The sequence below is a fragment of the Acinetobacter towneri genome (genome assembly GCF_017498585.1).
Lineage (GTDB): Bacteria > Pseudomonadota > Gammaproteobacteria > Pseudomonadales > Moraxellaceae > Acinetobacter > Acinetobacter towneri.
Map to the genome: position 1 here is coordinate 701173 of NZ_CP071766.1, position 22325 is coordinate 723497.

Here is a 22325-nt window from a genome sequence, read left to right on the forward strand (position 1 = left end):
TGACCTTGATTTAGTTAAGGCTAAACAATAAAATTCAGACCCAATACAGCCCAATCTGTTACAGATTCGGAAAACGCAGTGCATCACAGTCGTGAATAAGACCAATGCAAGTCTCCGTAAACAGTTGTGCTGGCGACCATAGCAAGAGTGAACCACCTGATCCCTTCCCGAACTCAGAAGTGAAACCTCTTCGCGCTGATGGTAGTGTGGGGTTACCCATGTGAGAGTAAGTCATCGCCAGCTCATTATTCTAAACACCCTCAACTAGCGTTGGGGGTGTTTTTTTATGTGGAAAAGAAAATATTAAGAAGAATAATCACATTTTATTGTGTTTAAAATAACAATAAACCCATAATTAATAAAATGTTTTAGACTAATGTTGAATTTTTATTTTTTGTGTTTTGTGTGAAAGTTACACAATCTACTTGAATGGCAAAAGTGGACATGGATGACTGATAAAAATGAAAGTCTTCACTGTAAAAATTGCTATTCAAGCTTACTGAAACACAAACTCACAGGAGGTGAGGAATGGCACATCAAGCAATTAACGTGAATGATGTCATCGATCACGCAAAATTCAAACCATTTCATTTCAATGTCGTGGCATGGTGTCTACTGATCATTTTATTTGATGGCTATGACTTGGCAATTAATGGGGTCGTTTTACCCTTATTGATGGATGAGTGGGGCTTGAGTGCTGTTCAGGCGGGGATGCTCGCGAGTACTGCATTGGCAGGTATGATGTTTGGTGCGATGATTTTTGGTTCTTTGGCCGATAAAATTGGTCGTAAGAAAGTCATCATGATCTGTATCGTTCTGTTTAGTGGTTTAACCTTTGCAGGTGGCTTTGCTTCTAATCCAACTGAGTTTGCAATTTTACGTTTCTTAGCGGGTTTAGGCATTGGTGGTGTAATGCCAAACCTTGTGGCCTTAACTTCTGAATATGCACCTAAAACCATGCGTAGCACCTTAGTGACTACTATGTTTAGTGGTTATGCTGTAGGTGGTGTAATGGCAGCCTTACTTGGCTCATGGTTTACCCCAAGTTTTGGCTGGGAAATCATGTTCTTTATTGCGGGTATCCCATTGTTTTTATTGCCTGTGATTTGGAAATTCTTGCCAGAATCTTTAACCTTTATTGTCAAAGAAAATAAGCAAGATCAAGCCCGTCCAATCGTAGCGCGTTTAGCACCAGATTTAAAAATTACCGAAGACACCACTTTTGAATTGTATCAGGTTGGTGTGCCTGAAGCTGCTAACGTGGTGAGCTTGTTCAAACGCGGTCGTGCAGTGAATACTTTATTGTTCTGGTTAGCGTTCTTTACTTGTCTATTAACCATGTATGCACTCAGCAGCTGGTTGCCAAAACTGATGATGGCGGCAGGCTATTCTATGGACAACAGCTTAATGTTCATGATGGTGATGAACGTAGGTGCAGTCGTTGGTATCGTGGGTGGTGGTATTTTAGCAGACCGTTTCCACTTAAAACCTGTATTGATGTTCTTGGGAATCATGGGTGCATTGGTGATGAGCCTCATGGGCTTCCAATCTAATCAATTCTTGCTTTACATCTTAGTATTCTTGGCGGGTGCAGCATCTATTGGTTCACAAATGTTGTTGTATAGCTATGTGGCACAATATTACCCACTTGCGGTACGCTCAACAGGTATTGGCTGGTCATCTGCCATTGGTCGTATGGGTGCGATTGTGGGTCCAATTTTAATTGGCGGCTTATTGGGTATGAATTTACCTGCACACTTCAACTTTATGGCAGTAGGTTTGCCAGTGTTGATCACTGCAATTGCGGTTGCCTTGATTATGAGTGAAGATGAAGCTGAGCAAATTAAAGCAGGCAAAGCAGTTGCTGCCAAAGCTTAAACTTGTAATGTGCTAAGTTCAAAAGTCCTCAACCTTGTTTGGGGACTTTTTGATTATGGGGTGTGTAAATAGAAAGTGATGATAGATAAAGTTATATACTCAAGACACAGATAAAAAGAAACCCCATCATCCTGACGGGGTTTCTTTGTATTTCGTGTTTAGGTATAACTCCTGTCGTACCTCACGATCCTGGTGCTCAAACCTATTATTGTTGTTTTCTGTTTGGGAAACATCCTGTCTCCTTATGCTTTAAAGAATACCGTAAGCTCAAAATACTGCCTAGCCTCATTTTGCTTCAGTGCATGTAAGCAAAAACTGACAAAGTGATGAATGATACTGACGCTGTTTTTGAGCAAACGATAAAATACCGAGCTTATTTTTGTCCATAAACAGGCGTATACTGATTGCGTGATTGGAGTAAATATGTCTGATTTAGCTGCAGCATCTCATGTTCAGTATGGTACTAAGCCGTTTAAAGCCATTCTTTTTTCGTTGTTTCTAGCGGGTTTCGCTTCTTTTTCGACCTTGTACTGTGTGCAACCGATGATGCCAATTTTGGCCGATTTTTTTACGGTTACACCAACCCAAAGTAGTTTCCCGCTGTCATTTTCTACTGTGGCTTTGGCGATAGGTTTGCTTTTCACAGGTTTTATTTCAGATCGTTTTGGGCGTAAACCTATTATGGTTTTGGCTTTATTTTTAGCTGCCATTTTATTAATTCTGAGTGCCTTACTTCCAATCTGGTCATTCTTTTTAACCACACGAATTTTTATTGGCATTGCTGTGAGTGGTGTAGCTGCGGTTGCCATGACCTATATTGGTGAAGAAATTCGACAGCAAGATATTGGTTTTGCTATGGGGCTGTATATTTCGGGTACGGCCATTGGTGGCATGGGTGGACGTTTAATTGCTGGGGTCTTGGTCGATTTTATATCTTGGCAAGCGGCAACCCTAATTATTGGTGGTTTGAATTTACTAATTGCAATCACCTTTTATATGTTACTTCCTGCATCGAAAAATTTTACAGCGTATCCGATTCGCTTCTCGCGGTTTAGAGATGCTTTTGTTGCCAATTTGGCAGACCGTAAATTAAGAATCCTGTTTTTACAGGGCTTTTTACTGATGGGCTGTTTCGTCAGTGTTTTCAATTACATCAGCTATTATTTACTAGCTAAACCATTTGAGCTTTCCCAAGTTTGGATTGGGGTGATTTCAATTGCCTATTTGGCGGGTATTTATAGTTCACCGCGTGCGGCAAGCTGGGGCAATCGTATTGGACGTGAACGTGTGTTGCCTATGGTGATTGTCCTAATGTTGATCGCATTATGGTTGATGTCGATTGCACATTTAGCCGTCGTATTGGCTGCATTGGTGCTATTTACCTTTGCTTTTTTTGCCGCACATTCTACTGCCAGTAGTTGGGTGTCGATTCAAGCACTGCAGTATCGTGCAGTGGGATCATCATTATATTTATTTAGTTACTACATGGGTTCGAGTTTGCTCGGTAGTGGTAGCGGTCTGATTTGGGAACAATGGGGCTGGTCTGGTCTGACATGGGTGATGACTGCAGTCTTGGGTGTGGCGCTTTATGGTGCGTGGCGTTTAAAGATTAAACCAACAGCGCTGCGATAAGCATTCAGGATTATTGCTTTAGGCTTATCCCTTTATGCTTTTCTTATTCAGATACCAACTTAGGATATAAAAATAGTTTGCTGATTTTGTGTGTTTTTTAATCAAGCAAGATGAATGGAATTCATGCTAAAATAGTCGGCTTTCATCTTTGATCGACTTTTGATCTTCCACTTCCCAGCCGAGAATTGCAAGCCATGTCTACTGCTTATACTGCTCAGACCGCACCCAAAGCGTTGTTTGATTACGACAAATATTGGGCGTCATGTTTTGAGCCTGCGCCATTTTTGCCGATGTCACGCGAAGAAATGGATCAGCTTGGTTGGGATGCCTGTGATTTTATTCTAGTTTGTGGTGATGCTTATATTGATCATCCCTCTTTTGTATCGGGCGTGATTGGTCGTGTGCTTGAGGCGCAGGGCTTTCGTGTCGGGATCATCGCCCAACCAGACTGGACCAATGTGGAATCTTTTCGGGTACTAGGGAAGCCGACCATTGCTTGGGGTGTTACCGCGGGCAATATGGACTCGATGATCAACCGCTATACCGCAGACCGTAAAATCCGTTCTGATGATGCTTATTCGCCAGACAATCAGCCGAATAAACGTCCTGACCGTGCAGCTACGGTGTACTGTCAGCGTTGTCGTGAAGCCTTTCCAGATGTGCCTGTTTTACTTGGCGGGATTGAAGGCTCGTTGCGTCGTATTGCACATTATGATTATTGGTCGGATAAAGTTCGTCGCTCGATTTTAATGGATTCTAAAGCCGACTTATTGATGTACGGCAATGGCGAGCGTTCGATTATTGAAGTGATGCACCGTTTGGCCAAAGGTGAAAAAATCCACGAAATTACAGATGTACGTGGTACAGCATTTATTATTAATAAACATAACCGTGCGTCTAAATCCAAATTTGTTGAAATTGCATCTAATGATGTAGATAGCGTGGGCCGTGTCGATCCAATCATCAACCCTTATGTGATGACCGAAGATTTAGACGGTTGTGAGATTGAAAAAGATAAGGGCAACAACCTCGCGCAATATCAAAATTTCCAGAAAGATGTAGTCAGCAATCCAATTGTGCGTGAAGGTGATCAGCTAGATGCAGATACCCAGATTGTGCAATTGCAGCCTGCTTCAAAAGCAATTAAACACAAATTACCCCCACGTGAATTGGCAGTGATTCGTTTGCCTTCTTTTGAGGAAGTGGTGAACGATCCTGTGCTGTATGCGCATGCTAACCGTATTTTGCATTTAGAAACTAACCCGGGCAATGCGCGTGCTTTGGTGCAAAAGCATGGTGAACGTGATGTGTGGTTGAATGCACCGCCTATTCCGTTGACTACGGAAGAAATGGACTATGTATTCGATTTACCGTATGCACGTTTGCCGCATCCATCTTATGGCAATGCACGTTTCCCTGCTTTTGATATGATCAAGTTTTCGGTCAATATCATGCGTGGTTGTTTTGGTGGCTGTACTTTCTGTTCGATTACCGAACACGAAGGCCGAATTATCCAAAACCGTTCTGAAGAATCCATTTTGCGTGAAGTGGAAAAAATTCGGGATACTGCACCTGGCTTTACCGGTATTATTTCAGACTTAGGTGGCCCGACTGCAAATATGTACCGTTTGCATTGTAAAGATCCTGAAATTGAAAAGAATTGTCGTAAACCTTCCTGTGTATTCCCGGGCGTATGTCAAAACTTACATACCGATCATGCGCCTTTAACACAGTTATATCGTAAAGCGCGTGAACTGAAAGGCATCAAAAAAATTCTGATTGGTTCAGGTTTGCGGTATGACTTGGCTGTGTTGAACCCTGAATATGTACGTGAATTGGTGACGCATCATGTGGGCGGTTATTTAAAAATTGCACCAGAGCATACCGAAAAAGGTCCATTATCTAAGATGATGAAACCTGGTATTGGTACCTATGACCGTTTTAAACAAATGTTTGATCGTTTCAGTAAAGAGGCGGGCAAAGAGCAATATTTAATTCCGTATTTTATTGCTGCGCACCCAGGAACGACCGATTACGACATGATGAATTTGGCGTTGTGGCTGAAAAAGAATGGTTTCCGTGCCGATCAGGTGCAGACCTTCTATCCATCGCCAATGGCAACCGCTTCGACCATGTATTACACGGGTAAAAACCCACTGGCCAAAGTGGCGCGTTATACCGAAAATGTGGATATTGTCAAAGGCGAAAAACGTCGTCGTTTGCATAAAGCTTTCTTACGTTACCATGATCCAAACAACTGGCCGTTGTTGCGTGAAGCCTTAAAAGAAATGGGACGTGCAGATTTAATCGGAAACTCTAAACAGCACCTGATTCCAACCTATCAGCCGCAAGGCACAGATGGACAGTATCAAACGGCACGTAAGAAAAACTCGACTGTCGCGGGGGATTCACAAAAACGTACGGGGCAAAGTGGCAATCGTGCTCAGAACAGTAATCGTCCGAAGAAAGGACAAATTTTGACCCAGCACACAGGCTTGCCGCCACGTGAAACAGGTGAAAAACGTCCATTTTCACACAAGAAATCTAAGCCAAAATCGAAAGCTTAGTACTTCAAATTAAGCTCCATCAAAGGCGCTGCGGCGCCTTTTTTGTTTGCTTTTCATTTCATCGGAATTGTCCGACAATCGAATCTGTTAAGCATTGCTTTGTTTTTTGAGCATGCTATACAGTATTTCAATCTAAGGATAAAAATATGCTTAGACGCTACAGCGCTTAGACAAAAGGCGGGCTTGTGAAACAGAATTTCTGTTTCTATGATGCTTTTGTCAATGTTTCATGTAGTTTCTTAAATGGAACGTTTAAATATAAAAGCGTGTTATATACTGATTTGATAAAAAATTGGCATGAAGCCGAAACAACTATAAAAATGATTTTAAGGATTGAATAATGACAATTTATATTTTGATTGGGGTTTTGATACTGATTTCCTTTCTCTTGATGGCGGTTAAGGGGTTGGAAAATAGAGAAAAACCTCAAGACAGTGCACTAAAGCAACGTGCAATTTTTAGCTTAAATGAACAGCTGACGTATACACGTTTGCAGGAAATTTTACCTCATCATACCATCTTGGCGCATGTGTCTTTTGATGCCTTGCTGACCACGAAATTTTCACGCACTCGTCATAAATACCGCAATATGATTGCCGATTTTGTGGTGTTGGATGCCAATCATCAGGTCGTTGCAATTGTGACCTTAGATGATCTGTTGATGTTGAAACGTAGCCGCAATGCACAATACCAAGATGAATTGTTGCGTTTGGCGGGCTATAAAGTGCTGCGTTATGAAGAAGTGCCTGAATATCACGAATTGCGCGAAGCATTTGGGCAGTCATCGTCTACAGATTTAGATGATTTGGATACAGCCTTAAAAAAGTATGATTTTTTAGCGCATTCTGTACGCCATAAAGTGAAGGTATTGGGCTAAACGCTTGCCGCTAAAGTCACTAGATAGACAATATGAATCAGCATGTCGCCATGACATGCTGATTTTTTTAATTGGCTGTGACTCTTGATTTAATCGTGTCTATTTTACGTTGGGTTGCTATTCAGGTTTGACTGCAACCACAGTCATCTCAACCAAAACGTCAGGATGGTATAACTTGGCTTCTACGCAGGTACGCGGTAAAGCTTGTATATCTGCCACCCAAGCATCCCAAACTTGATTCATTGCGGCATAATCGCGCTCAATGTTTTTTAGAAAAATCATCACCGACATGATGTGACTTTTATCTGTACCCGCATCTGCCAGTAAACGATCAATCAGGGCAAGTGTTTGTTGGGTTTGCCCCACAATATCTTGTTGTGTGTCTTCTGCCAGTTGCCCTGCCAAATGGACTAAATTTCCAGAAATTGCAATTTCAGAATAACGTTTTTGAATATGTAGACGTTGAACAGCCATTGGGTGTAATCCTCGCGCCAAGCGATTAGGTATAAAAAGCGTGAGGTATTATAGAGGCAGGCAAGCACGTGGAAAATATGCAGGCAGTAGTCTGCTTAAAATAAAAAGTAGTTGAATGGAAAATATGAGGAAAAGAGAGATGCGGTATTAAAGCGGCTAAGTGCCAAGCGCAGAGTTGTCCTGTAATCTTCGGATTTGATCGTCACGCCAATCACAGGACAAGTATGCCAAAAGTAATGGTGATTTTTGACATCTCAGCGTATGTACGGATAAATACATCGCGCGCATAGATTACTCTAAAAAGCACAACTGTGAAGGGTAAATTGTCTTATTTTTATTCTTTTGGCTGAAATTTATACAAAAATAGCTTTAGTATTCATCGGTAAGCATTGCTTTGGCAGGCTGTCATGCCGTGCTGCGAGTTTATAGCTTTAATATCCGTGATATTTACGAGTCGTGATATTTACAGTAAAGACAGTTGTGCTTGTTCATCGGCAGAGCTGAGTTGATACAGACCGACCCCAATTAAACGGAATTGATCCTGTGCGGGAATATGCATTTCGTGAAGCAAAAGCTGCAGGACTTTTTCAAGATCATTTTTAGTTTCAAGAGGCTGTTTAAAACTTTTGCTATGTTGTAAGACCTGAAAATTTTTGAGTTTCAATTTGGCCGATACGCCACGTGCAACATATTGTTTTTTCACTAAACTATGCCAAACCTGATCAATCAAGCTAGACCAGTAAGCTGCACATTCGGCTAAGTTTAAGTCATCATCAAAGGTGATTTCTTTGGAAATTTGCTGGCGCTCACGTTCTGCCTGCACAGGACGTTCATCAATCCCTTGGGCAAATAAAAACAGGCGTTTTCCATATTTGCCAAAATGATGAATCAACAGGTTTTCTTCAATGTGTTGCAAATCGCCTAAGGTATTTAAATTCAAGCTTTTTAATTTTTCCTGCGTGACTTTACCTACGCCTGGAATTTTCTTTAAGGGTAAGTCCTGAATAAACTGCTGCACTTGACTGGGTTTAATCACGCAAATGCCATTGGGTTTATGCCAGTCCGAAGCAATTTTGGCTAAAAATTTATTCGGTGCGACACCTGCCGAGGCCGTTAAACCTGTACTTTGAAAAATATCTGCCCGAATCCGCATTGCGACTTCAGTTGCGCTTGGAATACCTTGTAAATTTTCGGTGACATCTAAATAAGCTTCATCTAAAGACAAGGGTTCAATAAGTGGTGTATAACGCTGAAAAATCTGATGAATTTGTGCGGAAACCTCACGATAGAGCGCAAAATTAGGCTCGAGCACCACCACCTGCGGGCAGCGTTTGCGGGCTTGTGCCATCGACATGGCAGAACGTAAACCAAACTCACGCGCAGGGTAAGATGCCGCAGCAATCACAGCACGAGGATGATGCGAAGCAATCACCACAGGTAAATGCTGCAATTCAGGACGACTGCGCAGCTCAACAGAGGCATAAAAGGCATCCATATCAATATGAATGATTTTCCGCATGGCACAAACTAGATGAAGCGTTTAGATTTCAACAGTATCGCATGTTTAGGAAGTCGGTTGTAGCATCGGAGCAAGCGGATAAGGCGTGTTGCTATTCAGCAAAATCACCTGTGTCGATTGCTGTTCTGCATAGTCGATCAAACGCTGTAAACTCCGTGGGCTATGGTCGGCAATGCGGGGCAAAAACTCTAAAGGGCGCGCTAAAGGCTGGAAAAAATTATCCCAATGAATTGGAATCACGACACGAGGGCGCAACGTTTCCACAGTTTCATCTAAATAATGCTGTTGAAAAGCAACCGATTGTTTAGAGAGCTGTGCAATCCCTAAAAATAAAGTATCTACCTGCAAGTGTTGTAATTGTTTAGAAATCGCGCCTGTACTGGCTTTGACTAAAATGTTCTGTTCAGGATGCTGAATGTAATAATCAAAACTGCCGCCTTCTTTAAATTCATAAAAACGGGCAGGTAAGGACAATGGTTGTTGAATTTGTTCACCTAAATCATTATTCACAGCGGTGGCAGGGGTATGCTGTGATGGAATAGCCGTAATCTTAAACTTTCCAATCTGTATTGGTTGGGCAGGATTGACAAGGCTTAATCGAGATTCAGGAATTGCGGCACCACGGGCAATGTTCAAACTACTTTCTGAACCGATGATTTGACTGTGTTTGAGTTGCTGCGCCAAAAATGGCAAATCTAGCGTGTGATCATAATGCGAATGGGTGATCAAAATCGCACGTGTGCGTTGTAATTGATGCTGTTGAATCAACTTGTGCAATAAGGCTGGTTGGCTGTCTAACTTGTTCCACATGACTTGTGCAAGAGAGGGGCGACTAAAAAATCCATCAATCAGAATTTGGTTTTCACCATCATCAAACAATAGGGTAGATACGCCAAAATAATGTACTTTTAAGTTGGCATTTGCGGTTTTTGTTGAATATTGCCATGCGGAAAATTGTTCTAGTTTGCCTGCGGGTTGTAATAGGTAAAGCAGTGCGAATCCTGCACAAATGCTGAGCGTAAGAGCAGCCCAAAGCAGCCCTTTCATAATTTTCATGACGGTACTTTTTTATTGTGAAGCAGCTATCTTGTTATTTTTTCTGGTTCGGTTCAAGTCTTGTGGGTTGAATTGCGTTGTCTGTTAAAAAATGCTGCCATTGTTTGCTATTGCCATAAAAAACATTTAGGTCGACTGGGGTGTGAATACCTTTTGTTTGACCCTGATTGGTATGTTGCCAAAACAACCATTTTGGCTGACCTGCCAGTTGTGGTTTACCCTGATATTCTCTGACCCATAGAGGGGTTTGCTTGAAACTTTCAGTCAATACCATATTGTAAAAGGCTTTGGATACATAAAAAATCGGTTGTTTTTCATAATGTTGATATAGCATATCATGCATGATTTGAATTTCGCGCAGTAACTGTTCTTTGGTATAGGTATTGATGCAGTTGCTGTCATACTCCAAGTCAATTACAGGTGGCAAACTGTCGGATTTTTTTGGAACAGTCGCAATAAAGTTTTCTGCCTGAATTGCTCCATCACGGCATAAGCGATAAAAATGATAGGCGCCGACCAAAAAGCCATGTTCACGGGCTTTGAGCCAGTTATCCTGAAATTTACGGTCTTTAAAATCGCCCCCTTCGGTGGCTTTTAAATAGACAAAGGCATATTTTTGTGGGGAAATTTTATGCCACTGAACATCGCCTTGATGATGTGACACGTCAAATCCTTGAATCGGATATTCTTCGGTTGCCGCAGGTTGTTGGCGCAACACACCCAAATACAATAAAACCGCCAAAACAGCACTGCCAAGCATCGCAATGGTCATACGATAGTGCGGTGTAAAAGCTGAGTTTTTAGCTTGATTGGACGGTTTGCACATGTTGAAAAAGCTTCGCGGAGCAAAGTCATATCATAACGTGCAGTGCGGTGTAGCACCATGCGCTTTCGGTAATGGCGTTTTAAACAGCCGTGTGTTTGGGGATATTCCAAAACACTAAAAATGCCAAAATATTTAATACACCCAAACAAATTAAAGTGGCATGAAAGGCACTGACTAACTGTCCTGCGCCGTAATAGGCACTAAACATATTCACCAAAGTACCTGCCAATGCCACGCCAATACTCATCGACAGCATCATAATCATGGATAAAAAACTATTGCCGCTGCTGGCATCTTGTTGAGGTAAATCTTTGAGTGTAAAGGTATTCATACCCACAAACTGCAATGAATTAAGCACCCCAAATATAAAAAAATGCAAGGCACGTAACCAAGTCGCAGTTTCAGCAGTGGTCAGCGCAAAACTAGCAATACACGCCCCGACCAATAACGTATTGGTCAGTAAAAACTGCCGATAGCCAAAACGTTGAATTAAAGGCCGAATAATTGGTTTAGATACCAAAGAACCAAGCACAGTTGGAATCATCATCAAACCTGTGATAAATGGTTCAAAACCAAAAGCCACCTGCAGCATGATTGGCATGATAAAAGGCATGGCATTGCCCCCGAAGCGGGCAAAAAAGTTACCTAAAATACCAATCGCATATAAGCGATTTTTAAATAAATCACTGCGAAATAAGGCATTTTGATGGGTGTGAGCATGGCGAGCATAGCATGCTGCAGCAATACCACCAGCCAAGATTAACGCAAAATTCCAAAGCAGGTTATATTGTGGATTGGCAAAATTTTCGATGCCTAAAGATAAGCCCGCCATCGCCACAACTAATAGGATAAACCCGAGAAAATCAAAGTTTTTAACTTCAGTTTCAGTCACATTCGGCATGGCTTTAATACAAATCCAACAGCCCAAGATGCCCATAGGAATGTTGATCAGGAAAATCCAGTGCCACGTGGCGACTTCGACCAACCAGCCACCCAGAGTTGGGCCAATTAAGGGGCCAATCAACCCTGCCAGACTCATCAGGCTCATGGCAGATAAAAACTGGGTACGTGGAATGATTTTTAACATCGCCAAGCGCCCGACAGGCAAGAGCAATGCGCCACCAATACCTTGAATCACCCGATAAAACAGTAATTCATTCAGACTCGCTGCTGCAGCACAACCCAAAGAGGCAAGGGTAAAAATGATAATCGCTGCAAAATAGGTATTGCGTACCCCAAAACGATCTGCCAACCATCCACTTAATGGAATACACGCTGCCACCGAGAGCACATACGCCACCACAACACTGTGCATCCGCAGCGGGTCTTCCTGCAGGCTATTCGCCATTGCAGGGATTGCTGTATTCACAATGGTGGTGTCGAGCGCCTGCATAAAAAAGCCAATTGAAACCAGAAATACCAAAAGACGGTATTCAGGATGCAGGGCTTGATGGGTCGGTGTTTGGTTCATAACTCGGCAAAATGGACATTTGGTCTAGTTTAAACCATTTTGCAATCTAGCGGACTGCATCTATAAAAACATGAAAAGTGTTTGAAAATTCAAGGAAATGCAATGAAATTGTCATCTATTTGTCACCGATTATTCACTTTGAGTTTGTAAGTTGGGTGCATTTAGAAAAATGATGAGTAATTTATGAAAACGCAAATTTCTGCATTAATGTTGGCTTTATTGTCTGTGGGGATGGTGGGATGTAATGATAATAATGATCCTATTCCTGTAAAAGAAGAAGTTGTTGAAGCAACACCTACAACAATTAGTTTGGAGCGTTTAGGGGAATACGATGCACAAGTTTTTGGTGCGAGTGCTGCGGAAATTCCTGCTTATGATGCTGAAAGTAAGCGTTTATTTGTAGTCAATGCGAAAAATGGCGTGGTCGATGTACTGGATTTAAGCAACCCAAGTGCACCTGTTAAGCTGAACAGCTTGGATGCCAAGACTCATTTGGCGAATTCTGAAGTCAATAGTGTTGCGGTACATCAAGGTATTGTCGCTTTAGCTGTTCAGGCAACACCTAAAACTGATAAAGGCATCGTGGCATTTTTTAAAGCCAAAGACCTGAGCTTTATCAGCAAAGTTGAAGTCGGTGCATTGCCTGATATGTTGACTTTTACTCCAGATGGCAAAAAAGTCTTGGTTGCCAATGAAGGTGAGCCAAATGAAGGTTATAAGATTGATCCAGAAGGTTCAATCAGTATTATTAATCTAACTGACATCAACAAGCCTACTGTAAAAACTGCAGATTTTCAGGCATGGAATACACGTAAGCAGGAATTGCTTGATGCGGGCGTGCGTATTTTTGGGCCAAATGCGACTGTCGCACAAGATTTAGAGCCTGAATATATTGCGGTGAGTGACGATGGTAAAACTGCTTGGGCAAGTCTACAAGAAAACAATGCTATTGCTGTGATTGATTTGATTCAAGACCAAGTGGTCGATATTTTCCCCTTGGGCTATAAAGACTTTGGCTTAGCTGCAAATGCTTTAGATGCTGGTGATCGTGATTGTGTTGTTGGTAAACAAGACTATAACGGTAAAACGATTACAGCCTGTGCTAAAAATGAGGGGATGATTAATATTCAAGCTTGGCCAGGCTTATACGGCATGTATATGCCAGATGCAATTGCGCAATATCAAGCCAATGGACAAAGCTACTTGGTCACTGCCAATGAAGGCGATGCGCGTGAATGGTTGCTTGATGAAGACTTATATTTCAGTACGGATGATCTCACTCAAGGTTATGCCGAAGAAATTCGTGTTAAACACTTATTTAATAGTAAAGGTTTCCGTACCAATGGCGATTATGCTGCGCATTTGCGTCTATTAAAGTCAGGAGTTAAAGGCGCAAAGCTTGATTCAAACGTATTTAAAGCATGTACCACTACCGATGCCAATGAAGTCTGTGCAGAGAATTTAATTAAAGATTCACAATTGGGTCGTTTAACCATTACTTGGACGCAGGGTTACAAGAAAGATGCAAATGGTGAACCTGTGCTGGATAGCAATGGTTTTATGACCTATGACAAACTATATGCCTATGGTGGACGTTCATTCAGTATTGTCGATCCTCAAACCAAAAAAATTGTTTGGGACTCAAAAAATGACTTTGAACGTAAAGCTGCTGAATTATTCCCAGATTACTTCAATACCAACCATGAAAAATTAAGTGTAGATGATCGTAGTGACAATAAAGGCCCTGAACCAGAAGGGATTACCTTAGGTAAAATTGGTCAAAAAACCTTTGCCTTTATTGGGTTGGAGCGTATGGGCGGGATTATGGTGTATGATATTACCCAGCCGACACAAGCCTCATTTGTTGAATATTTTAATGACCGTAAATTCAGCGAAACCCGTACATCTTTCGATGCAGAAGGTAATGCGGTTACCGTTGAAAATTCAAATCTCGGTCCTGAAGGTTTGATCTTTATTGCAGCCAAAGATTCGCCTAACGGCAAGCCACTTTTGGTTGTGGGTAATGAAGTGAGTGGTACAACCGCAGTTTATCAAATCAAATTAAACTAATTAATTTATAAACTTAGATGCAAACCAAAGAGAGCACTACGGTGCTCTCTTTTTTATGCTGTACAACCAATGAACAGTGAATTAAAAAAAGCGAGTCACCGACTCGCTTTCACTTCTATTTTTTTATTGCTATGTCATGCAGCTAAAAAAGTTCAACCAACAAAATGACGTGGAGAATCCAAATTCTTCAAGGCATTAATAATTTTATGGGAGTGGTTACATACAATTAGTTTAGCGCGGTGTTGTGGCGGTAAAAAACCTTCGTGCACCGCATGATCTAACTGCTGAATCAGCGCATCATAAAAGCCATTTACATTATATAAAATCATCGGTTTTTGGTGCTGATTCAATTGCCCCCAAGTGGCAATTTCCAAAATTTCTTCAAAAGTACCCAAGCCACCTGGTAACGCCACAAAGGCACTGGCACGATCTGCCATCATCGCCTTACGCTCATGCATGCTTTTTACTACGTGTAATTCGGTTAAATTACTGTGGGCAATTTCATAATCCAGCATAAATTCAGGAATTACTCCCACCGCTTGCCCACCATGTTGCACAACGGTGTCAGCAACCAAACCCATTAATCCAATACTCGCGCCGCCGTAGACCATACCAAAGCCTTGCTCGGCTAGTTTTCTTGCCAGTTGTACTGCTTTTTCCTGATAAATCGGGTTATTGCCAGAGCGCGAACCACAGTACAGTGCCACTAAAGGTTGAGAGGTTTGAGGAGATGGATTATTGATATATTGGGTCATTCTTAATTCGCTATTCATTTATTTTCTTCACCATAGCATGTTCTTTTTGTTGGCTCTAGCTTAGTACTCAAATATGACAAACCCGTCAGTATGCAGTGTTCAATTTGCAAAGATTTGTGAAAGTGCTGCATTGGCGTGGATGATGTCGCAAAAAGGGGATGAATCTGAGCGCAAACTTTCCTATACTCAAAGCTTGTCTGACAACTATAGAATCGTCATGGACAGTGGCAGTAGTCGCACCGAACGAATATTTTTAAATTACATGCTGTGCCAACCAGAGCAAGCAAACTTATCTTTTCAGTGTCATCGCCGTGTGGCACTTATGACCCATGATATTCAGGAGAAGAGCGCATGATCTTTGAATGGATGTCTGACCCCGCAGCGTGGGTCGGGTTATTGACCCTGATTGTGCTTGAAATTGTACTGGGCATTGATAACTTGGTGTTCATTGCCATTTTGGCAGAAAAATTACCGCCAGAACAACGCAATACGGCACGGGTGGTGGGCTTGCTTCTCGCCTTGGGGATGCGCCTGATTTTACTCGCCTCTATCGCGTGGGTCGTCACTCTGACCCAACCACTGTTTCATATTTTTGAACATCCTTTCTCTGGACGTGACCTGATTTTACTGTTTGGTGGTGTGTTCCTGTTGTTTAAAGGCACCATGGAACTGCGCGAACGCATTGAAGGCAAACCAGCACTAAAAGAAGAAAACCCTGTGCACGCGACTTTCTGGATGGTGATTGTGCAGATTGTAGTGCTAGATGCAGTGTTCTCACTCGACAGCGTGATTACCGCTGTGGGCATGGTGCAGCATTTATCGGTCATGATGATTGCGGTGATCATTGCGATAGGCATTATGTTGTGGGCGTCTAAGGCGCTCATGGACTTTGTCAATAAGCATCCTACCGTGGTGATTCTATGCCTGTGCTTCCTGATGATGATTGGTTTCTCATTGGTGGTGGAAGGTTTTGGTTATCACATTCCAAAAGGCTATTTATATGCCGCCATCGGTTTCTCGGTGATGATTGAATTCCTGAACCAAACCATCCGCAGAAATCAGGAAAAAACCGTGACCACCACCGATTTGCGCTACCGTACTGCTTCGGCTGTGATGCGGATGTTAGGTGGCAAAAGTCAAAATACGGCAGAAAGCAGTCATATCAATGAAGATGTTTTAGCTACCCGCGCCTTTGCCGATGAAGTCTTTGATGCTGAAAATGGCGTCTATCACAGCGTGATGGTACAAGGAGTGTTGGGCTTATCTGAGCGTCCTGTAAAGTCGGTGATGACGCCACGCCCTGAATTGGAATGGATTGATTTAGACGAAGATGATGCTTCAATTCGCAGCCAATTATTAAGTATGACCCATTCACGAGTGATTGTGGCACGTGGTGAACTGGACAATATTTCAGGCATTGTCTTAACCCATAAAGTTATGAATCAATACATTGAAACAGGTGTACTGGACTTTGAAACACATTTGCGTGAACCCGTGATTGTGCATGAAAATGCCCAAGTTTTGATGGTGATGGAGCAATTGCGTCAAGCACCGCTGCAAATGGCGATTGTGCTGAATGAATATGGCTCGATTGAAGGCGTTGCCACACCTATTGATATTCTGGAAGCAATTGCAGGCGAATTCCCTGATGAAGATGCTCTCGAAGCCAGTGCTGAAAGTTTGGAAGATGGCACATTATTGCTAGATGGTTCCATTGATATTCGTCACGTATCTTTATTATTAGGTCGTGATTTGGTGGATGAAAGCGAGCAATATTCAACTTTATCAGGCTATATTTTATTCCATTTGGGGCGTTTGCCTGAAAACGGTGAAAAGCTGCTTTCCGATGGTTATGTTTTTGAAATTGTGACCATGGATGGACATAAAATTGAAAAAGTGCATTTGATTCAGCAGGAATCTTCAAGCGCATCATAAACTGAACGCCAAACTGCATTTCAGTCTTGTGCTTCCGCTAAAATAGCCTGCATTGTCAGGCTGTTTTGGGGCTGTTGCCATTGCAAATATAGACGAAGTGTCAACAGACCCTATTATTGATTTAAATTTCTGGAATTTTCTATGCATCACTTGGCATGTCCGTGCGGGCAAGGCGATTATCAATACTGCTGCCAACCTTTACACGTGGGGCAGGCACATGCAGAAACCGCGAGCCAACTCATGCGTTCACGCTATAGCGCTTTTGCCTTGCAACAAATTGATTATATTGTGCAAACTACTGCGCTAGGACAACAGGCAAGTTTGGATGTTGACGCAATTGCAGATTGGAGCAAGTCGAATCAATGGTTAAAGCTCGAAGTGCTGAATAGCAATGAAAAGCTAGATAAAAGCCATGCCCAAGTTGAATTTAAAGCCCATTACCACGATGCCAAGCAGGCGCAAATTCACCATGAAATTTCCCATTTTGTGCAACATCAGGCCCGTTGGTATTTTCTAGATCCGACCACAGGGCAACAGCCGACTATGAAACAGCCGTGTATTTGTGGTTCGGGTAAAAAACTTAAGCAATGTTGTGCGCAATTTTTATAACTTTATCTTGGTTTTTCGCTTATTATAACGCGCATCTATTGGCCTAGTGAAAGAAGGGCAAGTCCATGTTGTTGTTGGTCATTTACTTAATCGCGATTACCGCAGAAGCGATGACAGGCGCATTGTCTGCAGGGCGTCGTAGCATGGATTGGTTTGGTGTCACCTTAATTGCCTGTGTCACCGCATTGGGTGGTGGTTCGGTGCGAGATGTGTTATTAGGGCATTATCCACTGACTTGGGTCAAACATCCTGAATATTTGGTGCTGACCTGTATTGCAGCTTTTATCACCATTTTAATTGCCAAATGGATGCGTCATTTACGTTCCATTTTCTTGGTGCTCGATGCTTTAGGCTTAATTGGCTTCACTATTATTGGTTGTCAAATTGCTTTGGAAATGGGGCATGGCTTTGTGGTGTCTGCCGTTGCAGGCGTCTTAACAGGTGTGTCAGGTGGGATTCTGCGTGATATTCTGTGTAACGATGTGCCTTTAGTGTTCCGCCGTGAGCTATATGCCAGTATTTCTTTTGTGTCCGTGATTTGCTATTGGTTGTGTATCGAAATCGGTTTGTCGCTTGAATTGACCGTGATCTCAACACTTGTTTTTGGTTTTACTTTGCGTTTGATTGCGATTTATTTTGGCTTAGAAATGCCTAAATTTATTTATCAGGACGATGATGAACATTCAGCATCCTCTAAAGATGAAACCTAATTGGTTATAAGAATTGTATTGAATATCTAAATAGAAGCGAACCGATCACCAGATCGGTTTTTTAATGCTATCCACATCCTGTCAATTCATAGTATAAAAATACAACAGCAGTTGTGTTTTAGCCCATATCCTTTTAGCCAACTTAAAGAGTGTGTTATGGATTTAGTTTCGCGTGTGCAACGTCTACCCATTGGAAAATTCCACTATAGCCTACTGGTGGTGATTGGTTTGGGCTGGATGTTTGATGCCATGGATACAGGACTGATCTCCTTTATTTTGGCAAAAATGGCAGAAGACTGGAGCATGACCCCTGCCGAAAAAGGCATGGTGGTGTCAATTGGCTTTGTCGGAATGGCCATTGGCGCAGTCTTTTCAGGTGGTCTGGCCGATAAAATTGGACGTAAAACTGTATTTGCCACCACCTTGGTGATTTACAGTCTAGCTACTGCCGCTTGTGCCTTTGCGCCGAATTTAACTTGGTTACTGGTCTTTCGCTTTATTGTAGGTTTAGGTTTGGGCGGGCAGCTTCCCGTAGCGGTGACGTTGGTCAGTGAATACATTCCTGCGCATGTGCGTGGGCGCTTTATTGTATTGCTGGAAAGTTTTTGGGGCTTGGGGTGGTTATGTGCGGCATTGGTTTCTTATTTTGTGATTCCAAAATTTGATTGGCATACAGCATTTTTAATCGGTGGTTTGCCTGCCTTATATGCCTTGGTTATCTGGAAAAAAGTCCCTGAATCTATCCCATATCTGATCAATCGTGGTCGTATTGCCGAAGCACATGCACTGGTACAAAAGTTTGAGCGTCAATGTGGGGTAGAAGTCATTGAACAGATTGAAGTTCAGCCTGTTGCCGCTAAACAGCATATCTCTTTTACCCAACTGTGGTCGGGACCATTTGCACGTCGTAGTTTAATGCTGTGGCTGATTTGGTTTGGCATTGTCTATTCCTATTATGGCATTTTCACTTGGTTGCCTAGTCTGTTGGTGCAGCAAGGCTACAGCATCGTACAGTCATTTGAATATGTGTTGGGCATGATTTTGGCGCAATTACCCGGTTATATTGCAGCCGCTTGGCTGGTCGAAAAATTAGGCCGCAAAGCCACACTGGCAGGTTTTATTGGCATGTGTGCCGTATCGGCGTACTTCTTTGGTCAGGCGGATAGTGTGGCGATGATCATGTTCTGGGGTTGTTTGATGTCGTTCTTCAACTTGGGCGCGTGGGGGGTGCTATACACCTATACTCCTGAACAATATCCAACCAATATTCGTGCTTTTGGTTCAGGTTGGGCCTCGGCCATTGGACGCATGGGCGGTATTATCGCCCCGATGGTGGTCACACACATGATGGTTATGCAAAATGGCTTTAGTTATGTCTTTATGATGTTTACAGCGGTTTTATTGGCCGTTGCCTTGGTGATTGTGGTGTTGGGTGAAGAAACCAAAGGCAGAACTTTAGAGTCGATAGGTTTGTAAAATAACCACCAGCCATCGTATATTTTGCATTGCTGTTTTTTATAAAATGAATATTTTTACGGCATAAGACACAAATTGTCGCAGAGCATCCTTACTAGCCCTTGTGCAGGATGCTGCTGCGGCATAGCATAAGCCGATTGATACAAAAACAAATGATTTAGGACGACAGGTTTTATGACAAGCCTTGCGCATCATGCAACAGAAAACCGTTCCGTAGCAGAATTTACTGAACGTGCATACCTTAACTATGCCATGTACGTGATTATGGATCGTGCATTACCCCATATCAGCGATGGTTTGAAACCTGTACAACGCCGTATTGTGTACGCCATGAGTGAGCTTGGACTCAAGCACAGCGGCAAACCGAAAAAATCGGCCCGTACCGTAGGGGATGTATTGGGTAAATACCATCCACATGGTGATTCTGCTTGTTATGAAGCTATGGTGTTGATGGCGCAGCCGTTCAGCTATCGTTATCCATTTATTGAAGGGCAGGGTAACTGGGGTTCACCCGATGATCCGAAATCCTTTGCCGCCATGCGTTATACCGAAGCCAAACTATCGCAATATAGTGAAGTGCTTTTGGCTGAATTGGGGCAAGGTACTTGTGATTGGCAAGATAACTTTGATGGTTCATTAAAAGAACCTGTCAATTTGCCTGCGCGTGTACCGAATATTTTGCTTAACGGCACTACAGGTATTGCAGTGGGGATGGCCACCGATATTCCACCGCATAACTTGCGTGAAGTGGTGAAAGGCACAATTGCCCTGATTCGCAACCCAAATTTAACCGATGAAAAAGTCGCAGAATATATTCCTGCGCCAGATTTACCGACCAAAGCTGAAATTATTACCCCACCTGAAGAATTGCTGAAAATGCAAAGTACGGGTCGTGGTAGTTACCGTATGCGTGCGGTGTACAGCATTGAAAAAAATGAAATCGTGATCACAGAATTGCCGTATCAGGTTTCGGGTTCAAAAATCATTACTCAAATTGCCGATCAAATGCAGGCGAAAAAACTGCCGTTGGTGAGCGATGTGCGTGATGAATCTGACCATCAAAACCCAACCCGTTTGGTGATTGTACTGCGTTCCAACCGTATTGATGCCGAAGCGGTGATGAGTCACTTGTTTGCCACGACCGATTTAGAATCGAGCTATCGTGTCAATATGAACATGATTGGCGCAGATGGTCGTCCGCAGGTGAAATCGATTCGTCGTATTTTGCTGGAATGGATTGAGATTCGAAAAAATACCGTCACACGCCGTTTGCAATATCATCTCAATAAAATCGAAAAGCGATTGCACATTTTGGCAGGTTTGCTGATTGCCTATTTAGATATTGATACCGTGATTCGGATTATTCGTGAAGAAGATCATCCTAAAGCCGAGTTGATGGCGCATTTTGGTATTGATGAAATTCAGGCTGAAGCCATTTTGGAATTAAAGCTGCGTCATTTGGCTAAGCTTGAAGAAATGGAAATTCGTCGTGAACAAGAAGAATTAGAAGCACGCGCTGCCATTATTCGTGAACAATTGGCGAATCCTGAATCATTGAAAAATTTAATTATCAGTGAGTTGAAAGAAGACGCGAAAAAGTTTGGTGATGATCGTCGTTCACCAATTGTATTGCGTGCCGAAGCGACTGCGATTAATGAACAAGATATGCTACCTGCCGACCCTGTAACGGTGGTGTTGTCTGAAGCAGGCTGGATTCGTTGTGCCAAAGGGCATGAGGTCGATGCGGAAAATCTAAATTTCCGTGCGGGTGATCAATATCTCAGTCATGCACAAGGCAAATCCAATCAGCGCGTCTATATTTTAGATGATACGGGACGCAGTTATGCGTTGCCAATTAATAGCCTGCCTTCGGCACGTGGCTTGGGCGAACCATTAAGTTCAAAACTTGCTCCTGCCAGTGGTGTTGGCTTTAAACAATTGCTGATTGCCGATGATGAAGCTGAAATTTTAGCAGCCAGCAGCAAAGGTTACGGCTTTAAAACGCAGGCCAAACAGTTAGATACCAGTGCCAAAGCAGGTAAAGCATTCCTGTCTTTGCCTGAACAATCGACAGTGATGAACTTGCAAATGATTGAACACGCGAGTCATGTTGCACTGCTCAGTTCAGCAGGGCGTTTACTGGTGATTGAGCTGTCAGAATTGCCAATTTTGAATAAAGGTAAAGGTAATAAATTGATACAACTTGAGGAAAAAGATCAGTTGGTGTCTATGTTGCCTTTAAGTTTAGATGAAGCAATTCAAGTATTTGCAGGACAGCAACAACTCAAACTCAAAGGCGACGATTTGCTGAAGTATGTGGCGAAGCGCGGCACGAAAGGTCATCTCTTACCACGCGGTTACCAAAAAGCAAATAAACTGTTAATTCAAAGATAATACTAGCGTTTTTTAAGCAAAATACGTTATATATGGTTTATATTCGTGAAAATGGATGCAATACGGGACATAAACA

The 22325-nt window shown here is 42.5% G+C and carries 17 protein-coding genes and 1 rRNA gene; 12 read left to right on the plus strand and 6 right to left on the minus strand.

Annotation, left to right across the window (positions count from 1 at the left end; all coding sequences use genetic code 11):
• Positions 1-128 precede the first annotated feature (128 nt).
• The 5 genes from rrf to J4G44_RS03345 all read left to right on the plus strand — a co-directional run bounded on the left by rrf (position 129) and on the right by J4G44_RS03345 (position 6954).
• Positions 129-243 (plus strand): 5S ribosomal RNA (gene rrf / locus J4G44_RS03325).
• 285 nt (positions 244-528) lie between these two features.
• Positions 529-1878, plus strand: a complete 1350-nt coding sequence (locus J4G44_RS03330) for an MFS transporter (protein ID WP_096902259.1) — start codon at positions 529-531, stop codon at positions 1876-1878.
• 423 nt (positions 1879-2301) lie between these two features.
• Entirely contained in the window at positions 2302-3510 is a 1209-nt protein-coding gene (locus J4G44_RS03335; protein WP_131261665.1) for an MFS transporter, read from the plus strand.
• A 194-nt stretch (positions 3511-3704) separates the two neighbouring features.
• Complete coding sequence (locus J4G44_RS03340) at positions 3705-6077, plus strand: YgiQ family radical SAM protein (RefSeq protein ID WP_004975613.1); 2373 nt, start codon at positions 3705-3707, stop codon at positions 6075-6077.
• Positions 6078-6417: 340 nt separating this feature from the next.
• Positions 6418-6954, plus strand: coding sequence for a DUF2726 domain-containing protein (locus J4G44_RS03345; protein ID WP_096902256.1), 537 nt, complete (start codon positions 6418-6420; stop codon positions 6952-6954).
• Between the two features lie 117 nt (positions 6955-7071).
• Here J4G44_RS03345 and J4G44_RS03350 read toward each other — a convergent pair whose 3' ends face one another.
• From J4G44_RS03350 to mdtD, 5 genes are all read right to left on the minus strand, one after another.
• Positions 7072-7428 (minus strand): RidA family protein, encoded by a 357-nt coding sequence (locus J4G44_RS03350; RefSeq protein WP_070154775.1) that lies wholly within the window; start codon positions 7426-7428, stop codon positions 7072-7074.
• Positions 7429-7891: 463 nt separating this feature from the next.
• Positions 7892-8947, minus strand: coding sequence for a DNA polymerase IV (gene dinB / locus J4G44_RS03355; RefSeq protein ID WP_179994879.1), 1056 nt, complete (start codon positions 8945-8947; stop codon positions 7892-7894).
• Positions 8948-8992: 45 nt separating this feature from the next.
• Positions 8993-10003, minus strand: a complete 1011-nt coding sequence (locus J4G44_RS03360; RefSeq protein ID WP_179993468.1) for an MBL fold metallo-hydrolase — start codon at positions 10001-10003, stop codon at positions 8993-8995.
• A gap of 34 nt (positions 10004-10037) precedes the next feature.
• Positions 10038-10775: a glycoside hydrolase family 25 protein gene (locus tag J4G44_RS03365; RefSeq protein WP_420830720.1), complete on the minus strand. Its 738-nt coding sequence runs from the start codon at positions 10773-10775 to the stop codon at positions 10038-10040.
• 133 nt (positions 10776-10908) lie between these two features.
• Entirely contained in the window at positions 10909-12300 is a 1392-nt protein-coding gene (mdtD, locus tag J4G44_RS03370) for a multidrug transporter subunit MdtD (protein WP_180062050.1), read from the minus strand.
• Between the two features lie 183 nt (positions 12301-12483).
• On the opposite strand from mdtD, the gene J4G44_RS03375 reads away from it, so the two are divergent.
• The gene (locus J4G44_RS03375) at positions 12484-14370 is read left to right on the plus strand and encodes a choice-of-anchor I family protein (RefSeq protein WP_207973854.1); all 1887 of its coding nucleotides are present in this window, start codon (positions 12484-12486) and stop codon (positions 14368-14370) included.
• A gap of 152 nt (positions 14371-14522) precedes the next feature.
• On the opposite strand, the gene J4G44_RS03380 is transcribed toward J4G44_RS03375, so the two are convergent.
• Positions 14523-15143 (minus strand): LOG family protein, encoded by a 621-nt coding sequence (locus tag J4G44_RS03380; RefSeq protein ID WP_096902251.1) that lies wholly within the window; start codon positions 15141-15143, stop codon positions 14523-14525.
• 55 nt (positions 15144-15198) lie between these two features.
• Here J4G44_RS03380 and J4G44_RS03385 point away from each other — a divergent pair, with 55 nt between their 5' ends.
• The 6 genes from J4G44_RS03385 to parC all read left to right on the plus strand — a co-directional run bounded on the left by J4G44_RS03385 (position 15199) and on the right by parC (position 22249).
• Positions 15199-15480 (plus strand): hypothetical protein, encoded by a 282-nt coding sequence (locus tag J4G44_RS03385; RefSeq protein WP_207973855.1) that lies wholly within the window; start codon positions 15199-15201, stop codon positions 15478-15480.
• A complete protein-coding gene (locus tag J4G44_RS03390) occupies positions 15477-17060 on the plus strand; it encodes a TerC family protein (protein ID WP_178318297.1) in 1584 nt (527 codons plus the stop codon). The genes J4G44_RS03385 and J4G44_RS03390 overlap by 4 nt, the downstream gene beginning before the upstream one ends.
• Positions 17061-17201: 141 nt before the next feature.
• Positions 17202-17669, plus strand: a complete 468-nt coding sequence (locus tag J4G44_RS03395) for a YchJ family protein (protein WP_154321159.1) — start codon at positions 17202-17204, stop codon at positions 17667-17669.
• Between the two features lie 65 nt (positions 17670-17734).
• Positions 17735-18379: a trimeric intracellular cation channel family protein gene (locus J4G44_RS03400; protein WP_004975638.1), complete on the plus strand. Its 645-nt coding sequence runs from the start codon at positions 17735-17737 to the stop codon at positions 18377-18379.
• Between the two features lie 156 nt (positions 18380-18535).
• Positions 18536-19855, plus strand: a complete 1320-nt coding sequence (gene niaP, locus J4G44_RS03405) for a niacin transporter NiaP (RefSeq protein ID WP_104852902.1) — start codon at positions 18536-18538, stop codon at positions 19853-19855.
• A gap of 174 nt (positions 19856-20029) precedes the next feature.
• Entirely contained in the window at positions 20030-22249 is a 2220-nt protein-coding gene (gene parC, locus J4G44_RS03410) for a DNA topoisomerase IV subunit A (RefSeq protein ID WP_180051989.1), read from the plus strand.
• The last annotated feature ends 76 nt before the right edge of the window (positions 22250-22325 follow it).

What these genes read in the sequence shown, in the direction of transcription:
- J4G44_RS03390 (WP_178318297.1), top strand. Translation starts at nt 15,477, where the DNA reads ATGATCTTTGAATGGATGTCTGACCCCGCAGCGTGGGTCGGGTTATTG.
- J4G44_RS03380 (WP_096902251.1), bottom strand. Translation starts at nt 15,143, where the DNA reads ATGAATAGCGAATTAAGAATGACCCAATATATCAATAATCCATCTCCT.
- niaP (WP_104852902.1), top strand. Translation starts at nt 18,536, where the DNA reads ATGGATTTAGTTTCGCGTGTGCAACGTCTACCCATTGGAAAATTCCAC.
- J4G44_RS03360 (WP_179993468.1), bottom strand. Translation starts at nt 10,003, where the DNA reads ATGAAAATTATGAAAGGGCTGCTTTGGGCTGCTCTTACGCTCAGCATT.
- J4G44_RS03340 (WP_004975613.1), top strand. Translation starts at nt 3,705, where the DNA reads ATGTCTACTGCTTATACTGCTCAGACCGCACCCAAAGCGTTGTTTGAT.
- J4G44_RS03385 (WP_207973855.1), top strand. Translation starts at nt 15,199, where the DNA reads ATGACAAACCCGTCAGTATGCAGTGTTCAATTTGCAAAGATTTGTGAA.
- J4G44_RS03330 (WP_096902259.1), top strand. Translation starts at nt 529, where the DNA reads ATGGCACATCAAGCAATTAACGTGAATGATGTCATCGATCACGCAAAA.
- J4G44_RS03395 (WP_154321159.1), top strand. Translation starts at nt 17,202, where the DNA reads ATGCATCACTTGGCATGTCCGTGCGGGCAAGGCGATTATCAATACTGC.
- dinB (WP_179994879.1), bottom strand. Translation starts at nt 8,947, where the DNA reads ATGCGGAAAATCATTCATATTGATATGGATGCCTTTTATGCCTCTGTT.
- J4G44_RS03400 (WP_004975638.1), top strand. Translation starts at nt 17,735, where the DNA reads ATGTTGTTGTTGGTCATTTACTTAATCGCGATTACCGCAGAAGCGATG.
- mdtD (WP_180062050.1), bottom strand. Translation starts at nt 12,300, where the DNA reads ATGAACCAAACACCGACCCATCAAGCCCTGCATCCTGAATACCGTCTT.
- J4G44_RS03375 (WP_207973854.1), top strand. Translation starts at nt 12,484, where the DNA reads ATGAAAACGCAAATTTCTGCATTAATGTTGGCTTTATTGTCTGTGGGG.
- J4G44_RS03350 (WP_070154775.1), bottom strand. Translation starts at nt 7,428, where the DNA reads ATGGCTGTTCAACGTCTACATATTCAAAAACGTTATTCTGAAATTGCA.
- J4G44_RS03365 (WP_420830720.1), bottom strand. Translation starts at nt 10,775, where the DNA reads ATGACCATTGCGATGCTTGGCAGTGCTGTTTTGGCGGTTTTATTGTAT.
- J4G44_RS03335 (WP_131261665.1), top strand. Translation starts at nt 2,302, where the DNA reads ATGTCTGATTTAGCTGCAGCATCTCATGTTCAGTATGGTACTAAGCCG.
- J4G44_RS03345 (WP_096902256.1), top strand. Translation starts at nt 6,418, where the DNA reads ATGACAATTTATATTTTGATTGGGGTTTTGATACTGATTTCCTTTCTC.
- parC (WP_180051989.1), top strand. Translation starts at nt 20,030, where the DNA reads ATGACAAGCCTTGCGCATCATGCAACAGAAAACCGTTCCGTAGCAGAA.